20 protein-coding genes are annotated in these 17,854 nt (G+C 35.5%); 11 read left to right on the top strand and 9 right to left on the bottom strand.

Annotated elements, in window-relative coordinates; translation table 11 throughout:
• Positions 1-63 precede the first annotated feature (63 nt).
• Both AB9K26_RS02705 and AB9K26_RS02710 read left to right on the top strand, forming a co-directional pair.
• Complete coding sequence (locus tag AB9K26_RS02705) at positions 64-507, top strand: hypothetical protein (RefSeq protein WP_369970995.1); 444 nt, start codon at positions 64-66, stop codon at positions 505-507.
• Positions 507-707 (top strand): helix-turn-helix transcriptional regulator, encoded by a 201-nt coding sequence (locus AB9K26_RS02710; RefSeq protein ID WP_369970996.1) that lies wholly within the window; start codon positions 507-509, stop codon positions 705-707. The genes AB9K26_RS02705 and AB9K26_RS02710 overlap by 1 nt, the downstream gene beginning before the upstream one ends.
• Before the next feature lie 32 nt (positions 708-739).
• On the opposite strand, the gene AB9K26_RS02715 is transcribed toward AB9K26_RS02710, so the two are convergent.
• The gene (locus AB9K26_RS02715) at positions 740-1,420 is read right to left on the bottom strand and encodes an NAD-dependent deacetylase (protein WP_369970997.1); all 681 of its coding nucleotides are present in this window, start codon (positions 1,418-1,420) and stop codon (positions 740-742) included.
• Positions 1,421-1,466: 46 nt separating this feature from the next.
• Between AB9K26_RS02715 and AB9K26_RS02720 the strand changes: the two genes are divergently transcribed.
• Genes AB9K26_RS02720 through AB9K26_RS02730 form a run of 3 tightly spaced genes read left to right on the top strand, consistent with a single transcriptional unit; the run spans position 1,467 to position 3,068 of the window.
• Positions 1,467-2,123, top strand: coding sequence for a TrmH family RNA methyltransferase (locus tag AB9K26_RS02720; RefSeq protein ID WP_369970998.1), 657 nt, complete (start codon positions 1,467-1,469; stop codon positions 2,121-2,123).
• Positions 2,124-2,160: 37 nt separating this feature from the next.
• Positions 2,161-2,691 (top strand): SRPBCC family protein, encoded by a 531-nt coding sequence (locus AB9K26_RS02725; protein ID WP_369970999.1) that lies wholly within the window; start codon positions 2,161-2,163, stop codon positions 2,689-2,691.
• Positions 2,692-2,693: 2 nt separating this feature from the next.
• Complete coding sequence (locus AB9K26_RS02730; protein ID WP_369971000.1) at positions 2,694-3,068, top strand: VOC family protein; 375 nt, start codon at positions 2,694-2,696, stop codon at positions 3,066-3,068.
• Positions 3,069-3,070: 2 nt separating this feature from the next.
• On the opposite strand, the gene AB9K26_RS02735 is transcribed toward AB9K26_RS02730, so the two are convergent.
• From AB9K26_RS02735 to AB9K26_RS02745, 3 genes are all read right to left on the bottom strand, one after another.
• Positions 3,071-3,850 carry a carboxypeptidase-like regulatory domain-containing protein gene (locus AB9K26_RS02735; RefSeq protein WP_369971001.1) on the bottom strand — a complete coding sequence of 260 codons (780 nt, stop codon included), beginning with the start codon at positions 3,848-3,850 and terminating at the stop codon, positions 3,071-3,073.
• 98 nt (positions 3,851-3,948) lie between these two features.
• Positions 3,949-5,727, bottom strand: coding sequence for a DEAD/DEAH box helicase (locus AB9K26_RS02740; protein ID WP_369971002.1), 1,779 nt, complete (start codon positions 5,725-5,727; stop codon positions 3,949-3,951).
• A 247-nt stretch (positions 5,728-5,974) separates the two neighbouring features.
• Positions 5,975-6,553 carry a non-canonical purine NTP diphosphatase gene (locus tag AB9K26_RS02745; protein WP_369971003.1) on the bottom strand — a complete coding sequence of 193 codons (579 nt, stop codon included), beginning with the start codon at positions 6,551-6,553 and terminating at the stop codon, positions 5,975-5,977.
• A gap of 168 nt (positions 6,554-6,721) precedes the next feature.
• Between AB9K26_RS02745 and hpf the strand changes: the two genes are divergently transcribed.
• Both hpf and AB9K26_RS02755 read left to right on the top strand, forming a co-directional pair.
• Positions 6,722-7,021: a ribosome hibernation-promoting factor, HPF/YfiA family gene (hpf, locus tag AB9K26_RS02750; protein ID WP_369971004.1), complete on the top strand. Its 300-nt coding sequence runs from the start codon at positions 6,722-6,724 to the stop codon at positions 7,019-7,021.
• A gap of 121 nt (positions 7,022-7,142) precedes the next feature.
• A complete protein-coding gene (locus tag AB9K26_RS02755) occupies positions 7,143-9,212 on the top strand; it encodes a M3 family metallopeptidase (RefSeq protein ID WP_369971005.1) in 2,070 nt (689 codons plus the stop codon).
• A gap of 3 nt (positions 9,213-9,215) precedes the next feature.
• Here the strand turns inward: AB9K26_RS02755 and rlmH are convergent, their stop codons facing one another.
• Positions 9,216-9,689, bottom strand: coding sequence for a 23S rRNA (pseudouridine(1915)-N(3))-methyltransferase RlmH (rlmH, locus tag AB9K26_RS02760; protein WP_369971006.1), 474 nt, complete (start codon positions 9,687-9,689; stop codon positions 9,216-9,218).
• A gap of 80 nt (positions 9,690-9,769) precedes the next feature.
• Between rlmH and nadC the strand changes: the two genes are divergently transcribed.
• Positions 9,770-10,630 (top strand): carboxylating nicotinate-nucleotide diphosphorylase, encoded by an 861-nt coding sequence (gene nadC / locus AB9K26_RS02765; RefSeq protein ID WP_369971007.1) that lies wholly within the window; start codon positions 9,770-9,772, stop codon positions 10,628-10,630.
• Here the strand turns inward: nadC and AB9K26_RS02770 are convergent, their stop codons facing one another.
• Positions 10,631-12,049, bottom strand: coding sequence for a CCA tRNA nucleotidyltransferase (locus AB9K26_RS02770; RefSeq protein WP_369971008.1), 1,419 nt, complete (start codon positions 12,047-12,049; stop codon positions 10,631-10,633).
• Positions 12,050-12,221: 172 nt separating this feature from the next.
• Here AB9K26_RS02770 and AB9K26_RS02775 point away from each other — a divergent pair, with 172 nt between their 5' ends.
• Together AB9K26_RS02775 and AB9K26_RS02780 are read left to right on the top strand one after the other, a co-directional pair.
• The gene (locus tag AB9K26_RS02775; protein ID WP_369971009.1) at positions 12,222-12,896 is read left to right on the top strand and encodes a sulfotransferase family 2 domain-containing protein; all 675 of its coding nucleotides are present in this window, start codon (positions 12,222-12,224) and stop codon (positions 12,894-12,896) included.
• A 42-nt stretch (positions 12,897-12,938) separates the two neighbouring features.
• Positions 12,939-13,652 (top strand): sulfotransferase family 2 domain-containing protein, encoded by a 714-nt coding sequence (locus AB9K26_RS02780; protein ID WP_369971010.1) that lies wholly within the window; start codon positions 12,939-12,941, stop codon positions 13,650-13,652.
• Here AB9K26_RS02780 and AB9K26_RS02785 read toward each other — a convergent pair whose 3' ends face one another.
• Together AB9K26_RS02785 and AB9K26_RS02790 are read right to left on the bottom strand one after the other, a co-directional pair.
• Positions 13,653-14,729, bottom strand: coding sequence for a glycosyltransferase family 2 protein (locus AB9K26_RS02785; protein WP_369971011.1), 1,077 nt, complete (start codon positions 14,727-14,729; stop codon positions 13,653-13,655). It lies immediately after the preceding gene.
• Positions 14,729-15,724, bottom strand: a complete 996-nt coding sequence (locus tag AB9K26_RS02790; protein ID WP_369971012.1) for a glycosyltransferase family 2 protein — start codon at positions 15,722-15,724, stop codon at positions 14,729-14,731. Before AB9K26_RS02790 ends, AB9K26_RS02785 begins: the two co-directional genes overlap by 1 nt.
• A gap of 96 nt (positions 15,725-15,820) precedes the next feature.
• On the opposite strand from AB9K26_RS02790, the gene AB9K26_RS02795 reads away from it, so the two are divergent.
• Complete coding sequence (locus tag AB9K26_RS02795; protein ID WP_369971013.1) at positions 15,821-16,681, top strand: hypothetical protein; 861 nt, start codon at positions 15,821-15,823, stop codon at positions 16,679-16,681.
• On the opposite strand, the gene AB9K26_RS02800 is transcribed toward AB9K26_RS02795, so the two are convergent.
• Entirely contained in the window at positions 16,670-17,749 is a 1,080-nt protein-coding gene (locus AB9K26_RS02800) for a glycosyltransferase family 4 protein (RefSeq protein WP_369971014.1), read from the bottom strand. The two genes, AB9K26_RS02795 and AB9K26_RS02800, sit on opposite strands and share 12 nt — an antisense overlap.
• Positions 17,750-17,854: the final 105 nt, after the last annotated feature.

Raw genomic sequence — 17,854 nt, forward strand, 5'->3', positions numbered from 1 at the left:
AATGTAAAGTATATTTGTCTTATAGTAAAAATAATTTTACTTAATATAAAATATATTTGACAAATGAATACGAATAAAATTATGGATTGTGAGCGTAGTAAAATTGAACGTTGGTCAAGATTTCAATTATCTAACTCATGGAAAACTATAGGAGTATTAATATCTGTTCTGTGTTTTGTTACTCTGATGGTTATGAAAATCTCTGGAGTTGAACCTTCATGGATTAACGATGTTTTAAAAAGAGCATTAATTGTTGGCTTTTTGATCATTTCATTATCAAAGGAGAAAGATGAGGATGAAATGATCGCTTCCTTAAGAGCAAAATCCTACGCTTTAGCTTTTATTTTTGGAGTGCTTTATAGTTTAGTTCAGCCTGCTGTAGATTACGTAGTCCACAATTATATTTACGAAGCAAGTGAGAACAATACGTTTAGTTATTTTCAGGTTTTATGGTTCATGCTACTCGTACAGATTATGTTCTTTGAAGTTTTAAAGCGTAACAGATAATGGAAAATACAATAAAAGTAGAGCGTGCTATTTTAAGTCTAACACAAGATGATTTAGCCAAAAAGATTGGGGTTTCCAGACAAACTATAAATTCTATTGAAGCTAACAGATATGTGCCTTCAACGGTTTTGGCTTTGAAGCTTTCCAAAGTCTTTGGAAAACCAGTCAACGAATTTTTTAAACTGAGTCCTAATGATTAGCTTGGCACTCACACTGATATCAATTGTATTAGCTATTGTTTCAGTAGTGCTTTAAGGTCTTCGAGCCCTTGAGTCGCTGTTTTCGGAATAAAGGTCAACTGACCTCTACTATGCATGGTTGGATTGGGATCGATGTAAAAAACCTCAATATGTTTCGGAACATAATGTATCAAACTAGCAGCAGGATATACCTGCATTGAGGTTCCAATAATCACCAGAATATCAGCTTTGGTACAGATTTGAATGGCTTTCTCAATCATTGGAACAGCTTCTCCAAACCAGACAATATGAGGTCGCATTTGGTGCCCTTTTTCACAGGTATCTCCTAGTGCAATATCATTAGTCCATGCTTTGATATCATAATCATTTCCTGAACTTCTCGCTTTCAACAATTCGCCATGAAGGTGTATGACATTTGAACTTCCAGCACGCTCATGTAAATCATCGACATTCTGTGTGACAATCGTAATATCGAAATCATTTTCAAGTTCAGCTAAATCTTTATGGGCTTTATTTGGAGAGACGTCCATCAATTGCCTGCGACGTTGGTTATAAAACTCCAAAACCAATTCTGGATTACGTTCAAAAGCTTGAGGAGTAGCTACTTCTGTGACTTCATGTCCTTCCCATAAACCATCGGCATCACGAAACGTTTTGAGTCCGCTTTCAGCACTCATTCCTGCGCCAGTTAGAACAACAAGATGTGGTTTCATATTCATATGGATTGCATAATGATTAACAAATTTACTAATTTTGATTATGACCGATTTAAAGCTTCTGGAATATTTGGAAACCTATCTTACCGACAGGAGGAAAGAGCGCTTTCACAACGTGTTGTCCCAACGGACCAAGCATTTTACCGTAGCTACTGAAGACGTGTATCAATTACATAACACCAGCGCTGTGATTCGTAGTTGTGATGTGTTTGGCATTCAGGAAATCAACATCATTGAAGAGCGCAATCTTCGTAAAATTGACCGTGAAATTGCCATGGGCTCACAAAAATGGGTAGATATCAATCGGTTTCATTCGGTAAAGGATGCCATTTCAGATTTACGAGAAAAAGGCTATCAAATTGTTGCAACAACGCCTCATCGAGAAGATACCTTACTCCATGATTTTGATATTACAAAAAAGTCATGTTTTGTCTTTGGAACCGAAAGTGAAGGTTTGTCTGATGAGGTTATAGAAGCAGCTGATTCATTTTTGAAAATTCCAATGGTTGGCTTTACCGAGAGCTTGAATATTTCGGTGTCTGCAGCCATTATACTTCAGCACGTCACCACCAAACTTAGACAAAGTAATATCGATTGGCAACTCACTGAAAAAGAGAAAATTGACAAGCGTTTGGATTGGTGCAAAAAGACCATTAAAAGTTATGATAAAATAGTAGAGCGCTTCTATGCGGCTCAATAATTTTTGTATCTTACACTAACAACCAAAATCACTTAATATGTATATAGCGCTTTATGTCATTATTGCCATTGTATTGCTTTTTACCATTCTGGCACTTGTTGCTCCAAAAGAATTTCTCGTAGAGCGTAGTATCGTCATCAATAGACCGTTACCAGAAGTGTTTGATTATCTTAAATACATTAAAAATCAAGATCATTGGTCACCTTGGAAAAAGAAAGATCCGAACATGACCCAAGAATTTATTGGTACCGATGGAACGGTTGGCTTCATTTCCAAATGGGAAGGTAATAAAGATGTTGGAACAGGAGAGCAGGAGATTCTCAATATTGTTGAAAACGAACAAATAGAATCAAAACTTCGCTTTTTTAAACCTTGGAAATCAGAATCAGATGCCTTTCTTAAAGTTGAGGATGCTGAAGCTGGTCAAACTAAAGTTACTTGGGGATTTGTTGGCAAGAATAAAGTTCCAGCTAATATCTTTATGTTGTTGTACAACGTAGATAAACATGTAGGTAAGGATTTTGAGGAAGGGCTAACAGAGTTAAAATCAATCTTAGAATCTAAATAATTATGGAACAAAACATGGTCGGCTGGTTTGAAATTCCAGTTCACGATATGAATCGTGCAAAAGCTTTTTACGAAACTGTTTTTGAAGTTAAAATAGAAATCCACAATTTTGGCGGATTGCTTATGGGATGGTTTCCATTTGACGAATCCAAACCAGGAGCTTCAGGAACTTTGATAAAGCAAGACACTTATATTCCTAGTGAAGAAGGAACTTTAGTCTACTTTAACTGTAAGAATGTTCAAAATGAACTCGATCGTATTGAAAGTGCAGGAGGTAAGATTTACCAGCCTAAAACCCAAATATCACCTGAGCATGGTTATATGGCTGCCTTTATTGATTCTGAAGGTAATCGCGTTGCCTTGCATTCAAGGGAATAAATCTAGAAGCGTCCCGTTTTTCCGCGACTTAAAACCTTGTATTCTTCGTAGCATTCGCTAATGGCATCCAAGACCTGAAGATCGTTAGCGTTTTCTATAAAATCCTTGGAATAATTACACTGATTGATGATTTCATCTAAATCATACTTATCTACCTGAAGTAAGACCAAGAGCATTTCACGATCGAAGCGTGATGCCAAGTTATTTCTAATTTCATCATCTTCCTTCATTTTTTTGAGCTTACGAAGCTCTCTTGGACGTTTTCCAAACATGTTATGAAGAAAATCCGCTGGATTGAAAATAGCACCTAACACCTTGTTGACAGCATTAGGTCTTCGGTCACCAGCTTCATAACCAGCATTAGGAAGACCAGAAATACTATATCTGTAATTTGATTTAATTGGGACTTGCTTGATGTCTACTGCCAGATAACCTGTAAGTTTCAATTGATTTACGACAACTTCCTCTAAAGCTAAAGCAGATTCGGTCATACCAATTTTAGTATTCCCAAATTTAATCCAGTCGTTGGTTACCCTTACCTTAATCGATTTATAGCCTAAATAGGAAAAGTGTAAGGTATCGTTAACTTCGGCTCGAATCTCAAATTCACCATTACCATCTGTTGAAGTTCCAATCACCTGATTCAAATTGACAATGTTCACACGATGCATTGGCTCATCTGTAGTCACATCAATAACAGTTCCCTTTACTGAAGTAGATTCTTGAGCAAAAGCAATACCTGTTGCGAACAAAAGAAAAATAAGAAATTGTAGGTGCTTCATGTAATCAATTTACGACATAAAAGTAGTAAACAAAAGGAAATAACACCTTTTATTACCCATAATTTGACTAAATATTAACAACATGGTTTAAAACCACCTTATTTTCTTCTTCTAGAACGTCTTGGTCGATCTGAAACGGATTTACTCTTTTTTGATGATCTTCGGTCTTTTCTGTTTCCGGAACCTGCAAATCCTCCTGAACTGCTTCTGTCACTTCGCCTTGATGACCTGCGATCGCCTCTACGCTTTTTACCTGAACGTCCACCACGATTTCTGCCTCCACCTTTATCATCACTCACTTCAACATTGACAAATCGTCCATTATGCTTAAAATCAGTAAAGAATGTCAAAACCTTTTCTTGAATCGATTTATCAGTATTAAAAAACGAAAAACTATCCTTCACATCAACTTTAAAGACATCGTCACGACCTAATTCCAAGACGGCTTTCAAGAAATCTTTAAGCGACATCCAGTCGTAACCATCTTTACGTCCGACATTAATGAAGTAACGCGTTTCATCAGCACTGACTTGTCGATCACTCCCTTTGGAATCTGATACGTTTAGGTCTTGGGCTTTTTGATAATAGTTGAAGAATCTCGTGAACTCCACCGAAAAGAATTTCTTGATCAATTCGTCTTTGTCGGTATCTTCAAACAATTCATTGATACTTTCTAAATACTTATCGATTTCATGATTGACTTTTGTGTTGTGCACTTTATTTGCCAATGACATCAATTGTACTTCGCAAATTTCCATTCCATTTGGAATGTCTTTCTTTTCAAATTCTTTTTTGATGATACGCTCAATCTGCTTGATTTTTCGCACCTCACTTTTAGAAACAATCACCATGGAAACTCCAGTCTTTCCAGCACGACCAGTTCGTCCCGAACGATGTGTATAGGTTTCAATTTCATCAGGTAATTGGTAATTGATCACATGCGTAATGTCATCGACATCAATACCACGAGCCGCGACGTCTGTAGCAACCAACATCTGGATTTGCTTATTTCTGAAGGATTTCATCACCAAATCACGTTGGTTCTGGCTTAAGTCGCCATGAAGCGCACCTGCACTGTAACCGTCTTCAATTAAGTTTTCAGCTACTTTTTGAGTGTCACGTTTGGTACGGCAAAAAATCACCGAGAAGATATCTGGATTGGCATCTGCCAAACGTTTCAGCGCTTGGTAACGATCTCTTGCATTTACCAAATAATACTCATGTGAGACTTGATTGGTACTTTCGTTTTTGTTTCCAACAGTGATTTCAATAGGTGCATGCATGAAATCCTTAGCGATTTTAGCCACTTCATTAGGCATGGTTGCCGAAAATAACCAAGTGCTTTTGTCTTTAGGCGTATGTGACAAAATATCAGTAATATCTTCATAGAAGCCCATGTTCAACATCTCATCAGCTTCATCTAGAACCGCATATTCAATCTTTGATATGTCAACCATGTTTCGGTTAATCATATCTTTCATACGTCCTGGTGTGGCCACAACGATTTGTGTCCCGCGTTTTACCTGACGTGCTTGTTCGGTAATACTGGCACCTCCATAAATGGCAGTCACATTTAAGCCTTTACAGTATTTTCCGTAAAGTTTAAGTTCGTTGGTTATTTGAAGGCAAAGCTCACGCGTAGGCGAGAGGATCAAACCTTGAGTGGTTCGACTGTTAACATCAATTTTTTGTAACATCGGAAATCCGAAGGCTGCCGTTTTTCCTGTTCCTGTTTGCGCCAAGGCAACAAGATCAGAATCGTCGTTCAATAAAATTGGAATGGCTTTGGCTTGTACATCACTAGGCGTTTCAAATCCTAGGTCGTCAATAGCAGTTAATAGGTCTTCATTAAGACCTAAATCTTTGAATGTGCTCATGCAATAGTTTCGTATTCGATTATGTCCTTTGGTGTTACAAAGGAAGCGAATCGACATACTAAACACTTAATCTTCCAGGTAACACATCCTCACCCTGAGGAATCTACAAATCCGTTCTTCGGATTTTTTCAAGGTGCAAAGATAGACTATTATTTGGATATACAATACGTGGGCGTTTTAACACGCTATCACTACTCAATCTTTTTGGCAAAAAGCCAAAAAGGATTTCAAACAGACCGTTCTATCGTTAACGCAGCTCACTTAAAAAATCAACCAATAACCCAACGGCTTTGCCACGATGACCAATTTTGTTTTTGTTCTCTAGCGACATTTCAGCAAAGGTTTGGTCATAGCCTTCAGGTTGAAAAATAGGATCGTAACCAAAGCCTTGATTGCCAGATTTTGTTTCAGTTATTTTTCCCTTACAAATCCCAGTAAACGTTTCTAAAGAGCCATTAAGATGTAAGGCTATAACCGTTTTGAATTGAGCAGTTCTATCCGATTGAGCTTCGAGATTTTTTAAAAGCAAATCCATATTGTCATTGGCATCACGTTGTGGTCCAGCATATCGCGCACTATAAACACCAGGCTCATTGTTCAAGGCTTGTACTTCCAATCCGGTATCATCGGCAAAGCAGTCGTAGCCATAATTCGTTTTGATGTATTCAGCTTTTTGAATGGCATTGCCTTCAATGGTTGGTTGCGTTTCAGGAATGTCATCGTTGCAACCAATATCTTTTAACGATAATAAAGTAATGTACTTAGGAACCAAAGATTGAACCTCTCTAAGTTTGTTAGGATTATTGGTAGCAAAAACGATTTCCATCTCACAAATTTTACAATCACAAAAGTATTGTTTATTATTGGATATTGACAATGAATTGGTTCAAAGCTTATTGCGAATTTTAGGATGACTTTATGACTTTTATCAGCAAAAAAACCGATTCTATTTTGTAACTTTAAGTAAAGAAATTAACCTTAAAACAAGTATATTATGAATGTGAATATTAGATACGTTGATGTTGATGTTAGTGAAACCTTAAACACATTTACAGAAGACAAACTTAGTAAGTTATTTAATCGATATGAATTTTTGGTAGGTGCAACGGTTCGATTTAAAAAAGATGAGAATAGCCATGACAAAGGTAAAATTTGTGATATGGAATTGAGTTTACCTGGTCCGAGAATTTTTGCCACATCAGATGAAGCACAATATGAAGTGGCGGTTAGGGAAACTATAAAAGATTTAGAACGACAACTTAAAAAACGTAAACAGGTTTTTAAGACCCATTAGCTTTTAAATTTTAAACTGAAAAAGCCTTATAGATTAGCATTGAAGTTATCTGTAAGGCTTTTTTTATGTTAGTTCTTTTGGATTCTGAATGTTATATTTGTGGGTCTTAAAAAAATTCCAAATGAAAAAAATCATTCCCGTAATTGTATTAATGTCACTTATGAATTGTTCAGAAAAAGAAACCAAAGCGACAGTGTCTGAACTTTCAGCAGACAACCCTTTCAATGTAAAACTAAATGAACCTTTTGATTACGCCAAAGTAACAGGAGCATCCATTGCAGACTATGTCAATTTTGAAATAGAGCGTTCTACGGCAATCATTGATGCCATTAAACAGGAGTCAACGCCAACTTTAGAAAATACTTTTTTGCCTTTTGATGCGGTTTCAAACAAACTGAATCAAGCTAATAGCAATGCCTTTATGCTATATTGGACGTCAACCGATTCTGTAACCAGAGCCAAAGGGATTGAGTACTCTAAGAAATTAGATTCCTTGAACACAGTTATTTCTTCAGATAAAGATTTGTTTAAACAGTTTGAAACCTTTGCTGCTTCAGAAGATTACAGTAAACTAAATGATCGCAGAAAACGATTTGTCGATGATATTATTGATGGCTTTAAGCTTTCAGGAGTCAATTTAGATAATGAGAAACTTAAGGAGTACAAGGCTTTAATGGCTGATATCTCCGATTTAACATCTCAGTATTCAACGAATATGAATACCGCAGACGCAGTATTGACTTTAGATGAAAAAGGTGCCAAAGGTTTACCAGAATCCTTTAAGGAAACTTACAAGTCTGATGATGGCTCCTACAAAATCCCAGCAATGCCTTCCACCAGAGGTCCAGTCATGCAAAATGCGACATCTTCAGAAACTAGAAAACAGTACCAAATGTTATATTCCAACAGAGGTGCAGATAAAAATATTGATATTTTGAAACAATTGGTAGAAAAGCGTTACCAACTCGGAAAATTAATGGGATATGATACTTATGCAGAGTACAATTTGGTACCAAAAATGGCAAAGAACCCAGAAACCGTTTGGAAGTTCATCAACGATTTAGTTGCAGAATCTAAAGACAAGGCTATTCAGGATATTGCAGTTCTTAAATCAGCCAGGAAAAGCTTTGATAATATTGCTGAAGACCAGCCATTGAATGCTTGGGATATATCATATTACAAAAATCAAATATTAAAAACGCAATACAATGTGGACCATGAAAAAATCCGTGAATATCTGCCAATGGAATCTTGCCTAGAAGGATTATTTGCCTTGTATCAAGAGTTATTGGATTTAGAGTTTAGAGAAATAGAAAATGCTTCAGTTTGGCATGAAGATGTTCAAGCTTATGAAGTATTTGATAATGGGACATTAAAGGGACGCTTTTATTTGGATTTGTTTCCAAGACCAAACAAGGAATCTTGGTTTTATGCAGTCCCATTATCTCCTGGAAAACAAATGGAAAATGGCTACGAGGTTCCGGTTTCGATGTTATTAGGAAACTTCACCAAGGGAACAGAAGAGTTACCATCAATGATAACCCATGGTGAATTGAGTACGTTATTTCATGAATTCGGACACATCATGGATAAGATGGCTTATGAAGGGGAATACAGTTTACAGTCTGACACCAAACGTGATTTTGTGGAAGCCATGTCCCAAATTTTTGAAAACTGGATTTGGGATTACGATATCTTGAGCTCCTTTGCAAAGCATTACGAAACAGGTGAAGTGTTGCCTAAGGAGTTATTTGATAATATGGTAAATGCTAAAAACGTGTCGTCTGGTTTGTCTGCCCAAGGTTCGTTGCGTAGTTGTATTTATGACATGAATTTATATGATAAATATAACCCTTCTAAACCTTTGGATACAGACCAATTATGGAGAGATATCGATCAACAATTGGGTGTTATGGATTGGTATATTGAAGGCACACATCCTCAAGCCTGTTGGATTCATATAAATACACATCCTGTATATTATTATGGTTATTTATGGTCTGAAGTATATGCTCAGGACATGTTCACGGTTTTTGAAAAAAACGGTCTAAGAGATCAGGCTACAGGTGTGAAATATAGAAAGTTAATTTTGGCTAATGGAAGCCAAAGACCAGTTGATGAAGTGGTTGAAGAATTCTTGGGACGTCCAATGAACAACAAAGCGTATATAAAAAGCTTAGGTTTGGAATAAAGGTTATCGATGGTGGTATGGTTCGTTTCTAAGAATCGTAAAACCACGATACAACTGTTCGATCATAAACAATCGAACCATCTGATGGGAAAAGGTCATTTTTGACAGAGACAGTTTCCCATTGGCTTTTTGGTACACGTCTGGTGAAAATCCGTAAGGTCCACCAATCACAAAAACCAATTGCTTAATACCTGAGTTCATATGCTTTTGTAAGTAGTTGGCAAAGGCAACAGAATCGTATTGTTTGCCATTCTCATCCAATAAAATCATGACATCTGAAGAGCTCATCTTGTCTAAAATAAGTTCGCCTTCTTTCTGCTTTTGTTGGTCTTCACTTAAATGCTTTACCTTTTTAAGGTCAGGTATTATATCGAATTCAAATTTGATATAAAATCCTAATCGTTTTTGGTATTCCTCAATTAAAGTTTGAAGGTCCTTGTTATCAGTTTTGCCAATGGCAAGAAGTTTAATGGTCATACTCCAAAGTTATACTTTTTGAAATTCTTTTTATACTTTTTTTGAAGTGCAATTTGTATTTTTACATCAAATACAACATTATGATTTCACAAGAACAATTCAACAAAGAAATAGAACTGATTATTGCCAATGCTATTCGCGAAGATGTTGGAGATGGTGATCATAGTTCTTTAGCGTGCATTCCAGCTTCAGCTCAAGGAAAAGCTAAGCTTTTGGTAAAGGATGAAGGGATTATCGCTGGTGTTGAATTTGCAAAGCAAGTGTTCAATTATGTCGATTCCAACATGACTGTTGAAACCTTAATTGAAGATGGTAGTCCTGTAAAATATGGTGATATTGTATTTTATGTAGAAGGTGCCTCGCAATCTATTTTAAAAGCCGAACGTTTGGTATTAAATGCCATGCAACGTATGAGCGCTATTGCAACTAAAACGAGAACTTTTGTCGATTTACTGGAAGGCACTGGCACGAAGATTTTAGATACCAGAAAAACCACACCAGGAATCAGGGCTTTGGAAAAATGGGCCGTCAAGATTGGAGGCGGAGAGAACCATCGCTTTGCGCTTTATGATATGATCATGTTAAAGGATAACCATATTGATTTTTCAGGCGGTATCACAAAGGCTATCAATAAAACAAAACAGTATCTACAAGATACCAATCGGGACTTAAAGATTATTGTTGAAGCAAGAAATCTGGATGAAATCAAGGAAATCCTTGAAGTAGGAGGTATCTACCGAATTTTGATCGACAATTTTAATTACGAAGATACCAGAAAAGCGGTTGAATTAATAGGTGATCAATGTCTTACCGAATCGTCTGGAGGCATCAATGAAAAAACTGTAAGAAAATATGCTGAATGTGGTGTGGATTATATTTCTTCAGGAGCTTTGACACATTCCGTATATAACAAAGATTTGAGTTTAAAAGCGGTTGACTAACTAGTGCTCAGTTGTTAATCCGAGTGTCTTACCAACTTCCAACATTTTTTGATACGCAGCATCGTATTCATTAGGAATATCACCTTCAAGAATGGCTTCTTTGATAGCTTCCTTAATTTGGCCAATTTCACGAGAGGGTTTGATATTGAAGGTTTTCATGATGTCCTCACCTGAAATTGGTGGTTGGAAATTTCGCACGTGATCTCTAGTTTCAACCTCTTCAATTTTCTGACGTACAATCTTAAAGTTATTATGGTATTTTTTGAAACGCTTCGGATTTTTAGTCGTGATATCAGCTTCACAAAGCGTCATCAAATCTTCAACATAATCTCCAGCGTCGAAAATTAAACGTCTAACTGCAGAATCGGTTACAATATCCTGTGCCAAAACAATCGGACGAGAGCTCATAAACACCATTTTTTGAACAAATTTCATTTTGTCATTCAGAGGCATTTTCAGACGCTTGAATAAATGAAAGACCATTTTTGCACCTACAAATTCATGGCCATGGAACGTCCAGCCAACTTTCTTACTGAACTTTTTGGTTGGTGCCTTGCCAATATCGTGAAGCAATGCAGCCCAACGAAGCCATAGATTATCGGTATGCTTAGCAATATTATCAACAACTTCCAGAGTATGATAAAAGTTATCTTTATGGCGTTGTCCTTCAATTTCATCAATACCTTTCAATGCAATAAGTTCAGGAAGAATGAAATCCAATAAACCGGTTTGCTCTAAAAGTAAAAACCCAACAGAAGGCACATCACTTTCCAATATTTTGTTCAACTCAACGACAATGCGTTCCTTGGTAATAATTTTGATACGTTCCTTGTTACTTGAAATAGCTTCAAGAGAGTTACGGTCTATAGTGAAATTGAGTTGTGTAGCAAATCTAATCGCACGTAACATGCGCAGTGGATCATCGCTATAAGTGATATCTGGATCTAGAGGTGTTCTTATGAGTTGACGTTGTAAATCTTCAATACCATTAAAAGGATCTAATAAGTTGCCATAGTTTTCGGTACTTAAATCTAAAGCCAACGCATTGATAGTAAAATCCCTTCGGTTTTGATCATCTTCAAGAGAACCATTTTCAACAATAGGATTACGACTATCTTCATTATAACTTTCCTTGCGTGCACCCACAAATTCAATTTCGACATCTTTATATTGTAACATGGCTGTACCATAAGTTTTGAATACTTTCACTTTTGGTTTATTAGGTAACAGTTTTGAAACTTGCTTAGCCAAGCCAATACCACTTCCAATCGCAACCACGTCAATGTCTTTATGTGAGCCTCTTTTTAAAATATGGTCACGAACATATCCACCTATAACATAGGCATCGACCTCCAATTCTTTGGCAGCTTTGGAAATGATCTCAAATATCTCGTGTTGTAAGGCGTCCTTGTAATTCATTGTGTTGGCAAATCTACAACATAGTACACATCTATTAAAATAATCTTTAGAGATAAAACTAATGTTTCAGAATTCTTAAAACAGAACTCAAATAATATACAATGCGGTTGATTTTATTTTGCTAAATTGCTCGTTTAAGAAGAAGTTTGCAAAGCTAGAGCAGAATTATTTCATGGATGTATTAAAATGGTTTCATAAAAAGAAGCACAAAACGGATAAAGTTTTCGTTCATATTGGTAAATGTGGAGGTTCGTCAGTACTGGATGAATTTAAGAAAAGAAACATGAAGTTTCAGGAAAAGCATGTTGCAGCATTCAAGTTCAGAAAGAAAAAGAAATATTGCATCATCATAAGAAATCCGATATCAAGATTTGTGTCTGCCTTTAACTGGCGCTATAAACTTGTGGTTGAAGATGAAGTACAGAAAGATATGTTTGAAGGAGAGCACACTCTTTTGAAAACCTATAAGAATGTCAATGATCTTGCTGAAAACATTTATGACGAAAATGGTAATTTGGTATTGGATTTTAAGAGTGATGCGTATTACATCCATCATATAAAAGAAGATATTGATTTTTACATTGGTAATTTGCTTAAAAAATGCAAAAAGAAACATATCATGGCTGTTCTCGCAACAGAAACCTTAAGTGATGACTTAGAAAGACATTTCGGTATTAGCCTTAATAGCCATTTGAAGAAAAATAAAAAGGACAAGTATTTATCGCCTTTAGCGCTTAAAAATTTGACACGCTATCTAGAAAAGGATTTTGCTTGTATTGAAAGGCTGAATACTTTGGGTTGTTTGACTTCGGAACAATACAAGCTCTTATCAAACAAAGAATTTTAGGGAAGCTAATTCATGAAATAAATAAAACGCTGAGGTTTATATATGGGACTAAAAATAGGGAAGTTATCACTATCAAGATTCATTCGAGGAATGTTAGGCGCCAGACTTATTGATCCGATAGAAGTTTATTTTTTAGTGGATGAAAACCTGATATATCCAATCATATCAAAATCTGGTTGTTCTACTGTAAAGCTCGATTTGATACGTCGATACAATCCTGAATATAACAGTAAGTTTCCAGAAATCCACCAAGTTGATCCAAAGCAAGAAACCGATGGTAAAATATTGCGATTGCGTTTTTATAATTTCAAGAAGTATCGAACATTTTGTGAAGGAAAATCTACTTGTCTGATCATTAGAAATCCTTATGAACGTATTTATTCTTGTTTTTTGGATGTTTCCAAAGGAAAAAATATCATGTATGATGATCCTTCTGGTCTAACCGATTTTTTTAAGATCAAAAGTGGCATTACGTTTCAGGATTTTATTGATAAGGTTGTAAAATTGCCTGACCACTTATGTGACAGACATTTTAGGAGTCAGTCATTTTTCCTTCAAAAAGGTGTCAAGAATCGTCTAAATAAAATTGAAATTATCCTTCTCGAAAATTACAGTGACTCCAACGAAGGTAGTACCAAGTTAAATACAAATAACAAGCAAATTCCTTCTGAAGTTCTAGAAAGCTTAAAAAACAATACGGCTTTTAAAAAACGGTTTGCTGAAGACATTCTTTTGTATGAGAGTCATAGCGAATAATCAATAACGAAGTTTCAAAAACAGACTTTCTATAGCTTTCAACACATTATTCTTGCTAACATTTCGTATAAGCTTAAAAGCTACTTGTGGATGGTTCAAGGCATACTTGATGAATATGCCGAATTGTTTTGATTTTTTATTGTTTATATGCTGATACGCTTCAATCTTATGGTTTTTGATATGCGTCTTGATCAATGCGATGCCTTCAGATTTAAATGGCGCATTTTTGTTTTTTTTGAGGTGTCTGAAGAAAGCAGATATCACTGTCATTTGAAAGTTCAGGATGTACGTACCGATTGTTAATTTGGACTCGTTGTTGTTTTCTGTAGAGTAGTAATTAGCATAGATGATTTCAATAACTTTAAGGTAGGAAGTTAGGTTGCTTAATTTGTAATTTTTTGTAATGGAATTTTGATTGCCAATATTATAATAATAAGTCACTTCAGAATTAAAAACAATGCTTTTAGCCAATCGCATGGTTTGGAAGAACCATAATTCATCCTCATGCAAAATACCATCTTTAAACGATAGGTTGTTTGAAGAAATGAAATTAGCACTGTAAAGCTTATTACAAGCAATAACACTAAAAGGCTCTTTCAATGAAAGCTCAATAAAATTCGTATTACGAAATACAGAATTTGTTTCCGAAACGTGTTCTACAGTATCAATAACATTTGTGGTTTGTCCATAGACATAGCCAACCTTGCCAATCACAATATCTATATCATGATGGTATAAATCGGTTAGGTTTTTCAGGCAATTGTCATCTATTATGTCATCAGGATCAAAAAAGTAAATACAATCACCTTTCACGTGTTGCAGTCCAGTATTTCTAGCACCCGAAAGACCTTTGTTTTGTTGTGAGACCACTTGAAATCGAGAGTCTTTTTTAGTCCATTCCTTGATTTTACTTTCCGTAGAATCTGTACTACCATCATTAACGATGATACATTCCCAATTTGTATAGGATTGGTTCAAGATACTTTGCAATCCCTTATCAACATACTGTTCTACATTGTAGCAAGGAACAACAACGCTAACCAAAGGCGATATGTCTTTTTGCTTTACGGAAGTCATTAAAAGAGACTTTTTAAGAATAGCACTACTTTGTCTATAAAAGGGATGCTTTTAAAATAGCCAGATTCATTTTTTAAAAATCCATACAATGCCATATTGTATTCTTCGGCATTTCTAATGCTTCGGATTATAGTAGTCTGAATATGGTTTTCAAAAATTGAAGTTTCGTAAACATGCAATTCTTGGTTCAATTGGATTAAGGCTTTTGATGATTCGATAGTTTGCATTAACTCTTCAGGACTTTGTTGTCGTTTTAAAGAAACAGCATTTAAATAGGAGTCTATTCGTTCATCATCTTCGCTAATCCCTAAATGTTTTAACTGACGTTTTTTAATCAGCACTTCAGATTTTCGTAAGTTTTCTTGTTTGGTCTGACTGATATTCCCAGGATGCCATCTATATCGTAATAAACTCTCAGGAATATTATGAAATTTTGTTCTCGTCAATAACTGACTCCACAATCCGTAGTCTTCTGCAGGAACATATTGATGCTCAAACCTGACATCTCCCAAAATAGATTTTTTAAACATCACTGTTGGATTCCCGATACCGCAACTGCTTAAAAATTGCACCTTAAGTTTTTCATGATCAACAGCGTGCCTTAGGATTTTTTCCTTTTTATCGCCAAATACCGTGAACCATGTTCCGCAAACACCAATTTCTGGATTGCTGTTAAAAGCGTCCATTTGTTTTTCAAATCGAGTAGGCAAAGCAATATCATCAGCATCCATTAAGGCAATAAACTCGGTTTGAGCTTTTTCAATCCCTTCGTTACGTAGGTTTGCTGGGCCAACATTTTGAGATTTATGAATGATCTCAACACGTTTGTCGTTACGTTTAATACGTTCAAGAATCTCAGGTGTGCTATCGGTAGAATTGTCATTTAAAACCAAAAGCTTAAAATCAGTATAGGTTTGATTTAGAATGCTTTCAATCGCTTCCTCTAAATACTTTTCTCCATTATAAACAGGCATAATAACTGTAATCTTAGGCATGTTACTTTTGGTTTTCAAAAGCAAATGTAAGTATTTCTAAAGCATTATATTTGTGAAATCAATTAAATCAAATCTTAATTTTCAAATTGATCCTTAATGAAAAAAATCCATGTTGGTTTTTTAGTCTCCTATGATTACGATTTGCTGAAAAAGGCAATTCCCTTTGTGTATCAAGATGCAGATAAAATCTATTTGGCTATTGACAAAGATCTTAAAACTTGGAAAGGTGATTCGTTTGAAATCGACTCTGGTTTTTTTGATTGGATTTCCGACTTTGACAAAGAAGATAAAATTGAAATCTATCGTGACACCTTTTTTGTGGAAGGTTTGTCCACAATGGATTGTGAGGTAAGGGAACGGTTGATGCTGTCTAATGAAATGGGAATCGATAACTGGTGTATCCAATTGGATGCTGATGAGTATTTTATCGATTTCAAGGCTTTTGTTGAAGAGCTAAAACAGAAGGAAAATTACTTAAAGCCAACTAAGAAACCAATACAAATTGCTGCTTTTTTATACAATATGTACAAGAAAGTTGATAACGGTTATTTACTCGTTGAAGAACCAACACGTGTTTTGGTAACAACCAATAAACCCGATTATAAGGTTGGCCGTAAAGCTAAACAGCAAATAGAATATACTAGACATATTGTACTTCACGAATGTCTTTCTAGAACCGAAGAAGAGTTAGAGCAAAAGCTTAAAAATTGGGGACATAATACGCAGGTAAACGACTCTTTTATGACCAAATGGAAAACAGTTAATTCTAAGAATTACAAATCGATGCAGGACTTTTTTTACATTGAACCTGAGAAGTGGAAAAACCTTATTTATATTGAAGGAAATACAATTCACGAACTTAAGGGAAACCTATTAAAGCGCAAGGATATTTTACCGTCTAAGTCGTTTGTGTTTGGGAAGAATTTTGGTCAGTGGTTCAAATACTTATTTAAGTAAATGTTTATAGACCTCTAGGTATTTCAAAGCAGTTTGGTTCCAATCGTATGAATTGGCGTGGTCAATTAAATTTTGTTTAAACATAGCTTCATCAGATTGGTATTTGTTTAAGCCTTCGGTCACGATGTTAGCCATGTATTCTGGATCAAAGTGTTCCCAATAAAAAGCATGTTGTCCACCAACTTCAGGTAGCGAACTTTTGTTGGAAAGGAAAATAGGTTTGCCAAAGGTCATGGCCTCAATTGGAGGAATTCCGAAGCCTTCCCGCAATGACGGAAAAGTAAATGCCAGACAATGTTGATAATAATAATTTTTGTCGAGTTCACTTATTTTACCAGTAACAAAAACCCTCGAATTTAAATTGAGTTCTTCAATTAATTTTTCAATGCGTTTTCCATATTCGGTTTTAGACTTTCCAGACAACACCAAACTGACTTCAGGTAAAAACTGTAGCATTTCAATCAAGGTATGGAAGTTCTTTTTTTCAAGAAATTCTCCAACAGAAAACAAAAAGGGCTGTTTTGGTAATACTTGAGGCGTATAACCTTCCGGAATGGGTTCGGGTTTTGACGGACTTCCATTATAAATTATAAATTCCTCCACATTGGGAACCTCAAAATAGTTATGTGTCATTTCCTTGGCATAGTTGGAAATATAGGTAATGGCATTAGAACGATTGAGTTTCCCCTTAAACAAGCGAATGTGTCTTTCTAAATCCTTTCCATGAGCTTCTTCCATGAAGTTCACATCATGAATTGTCAGTAAATAAGGAATGTTGTAATAAGGTTCTATTTTAGTATTCTGATTTAAGGAATGCCATAAATCATACTTTTTTTTAATTCGGAAGAGAGGCTTTCTTTGAAAGGAACGGTATTTTTTATACTTGAAATCTTTTGAAAAGGTATTAGCAAGTTCTGAAGGATCTTTACTCAGTAAGGTCAATGATATGTTTTCCTGCTTGAGGTGTTTGGCTTGATGGCTAAAAGCTTCAATGAGATGATAATTGAATTGTCCAAAACCAAAAAAGCGATTGCTAATATTGTGGGATTCCAGTAGGATTTCCTTCATTAAAAATGGATTTACCACAAAATAATTAAAAAACCATTTCAATTGCTAATAAGTCATACAATTAAACAAAATTAAATCGTAATATTGTAGTATGAATTATGTGGT

It is taken from the genome of Psychroserpens sp. XS_ASV72 (genome assembly GCF_041224425.1).
Taxonomy (GTDB): domain Bacteria; phylum Bacteroidota; class Bacteroidia; order Flavobacteriales; family Flavobacteriaceae; genus Psychroserpens.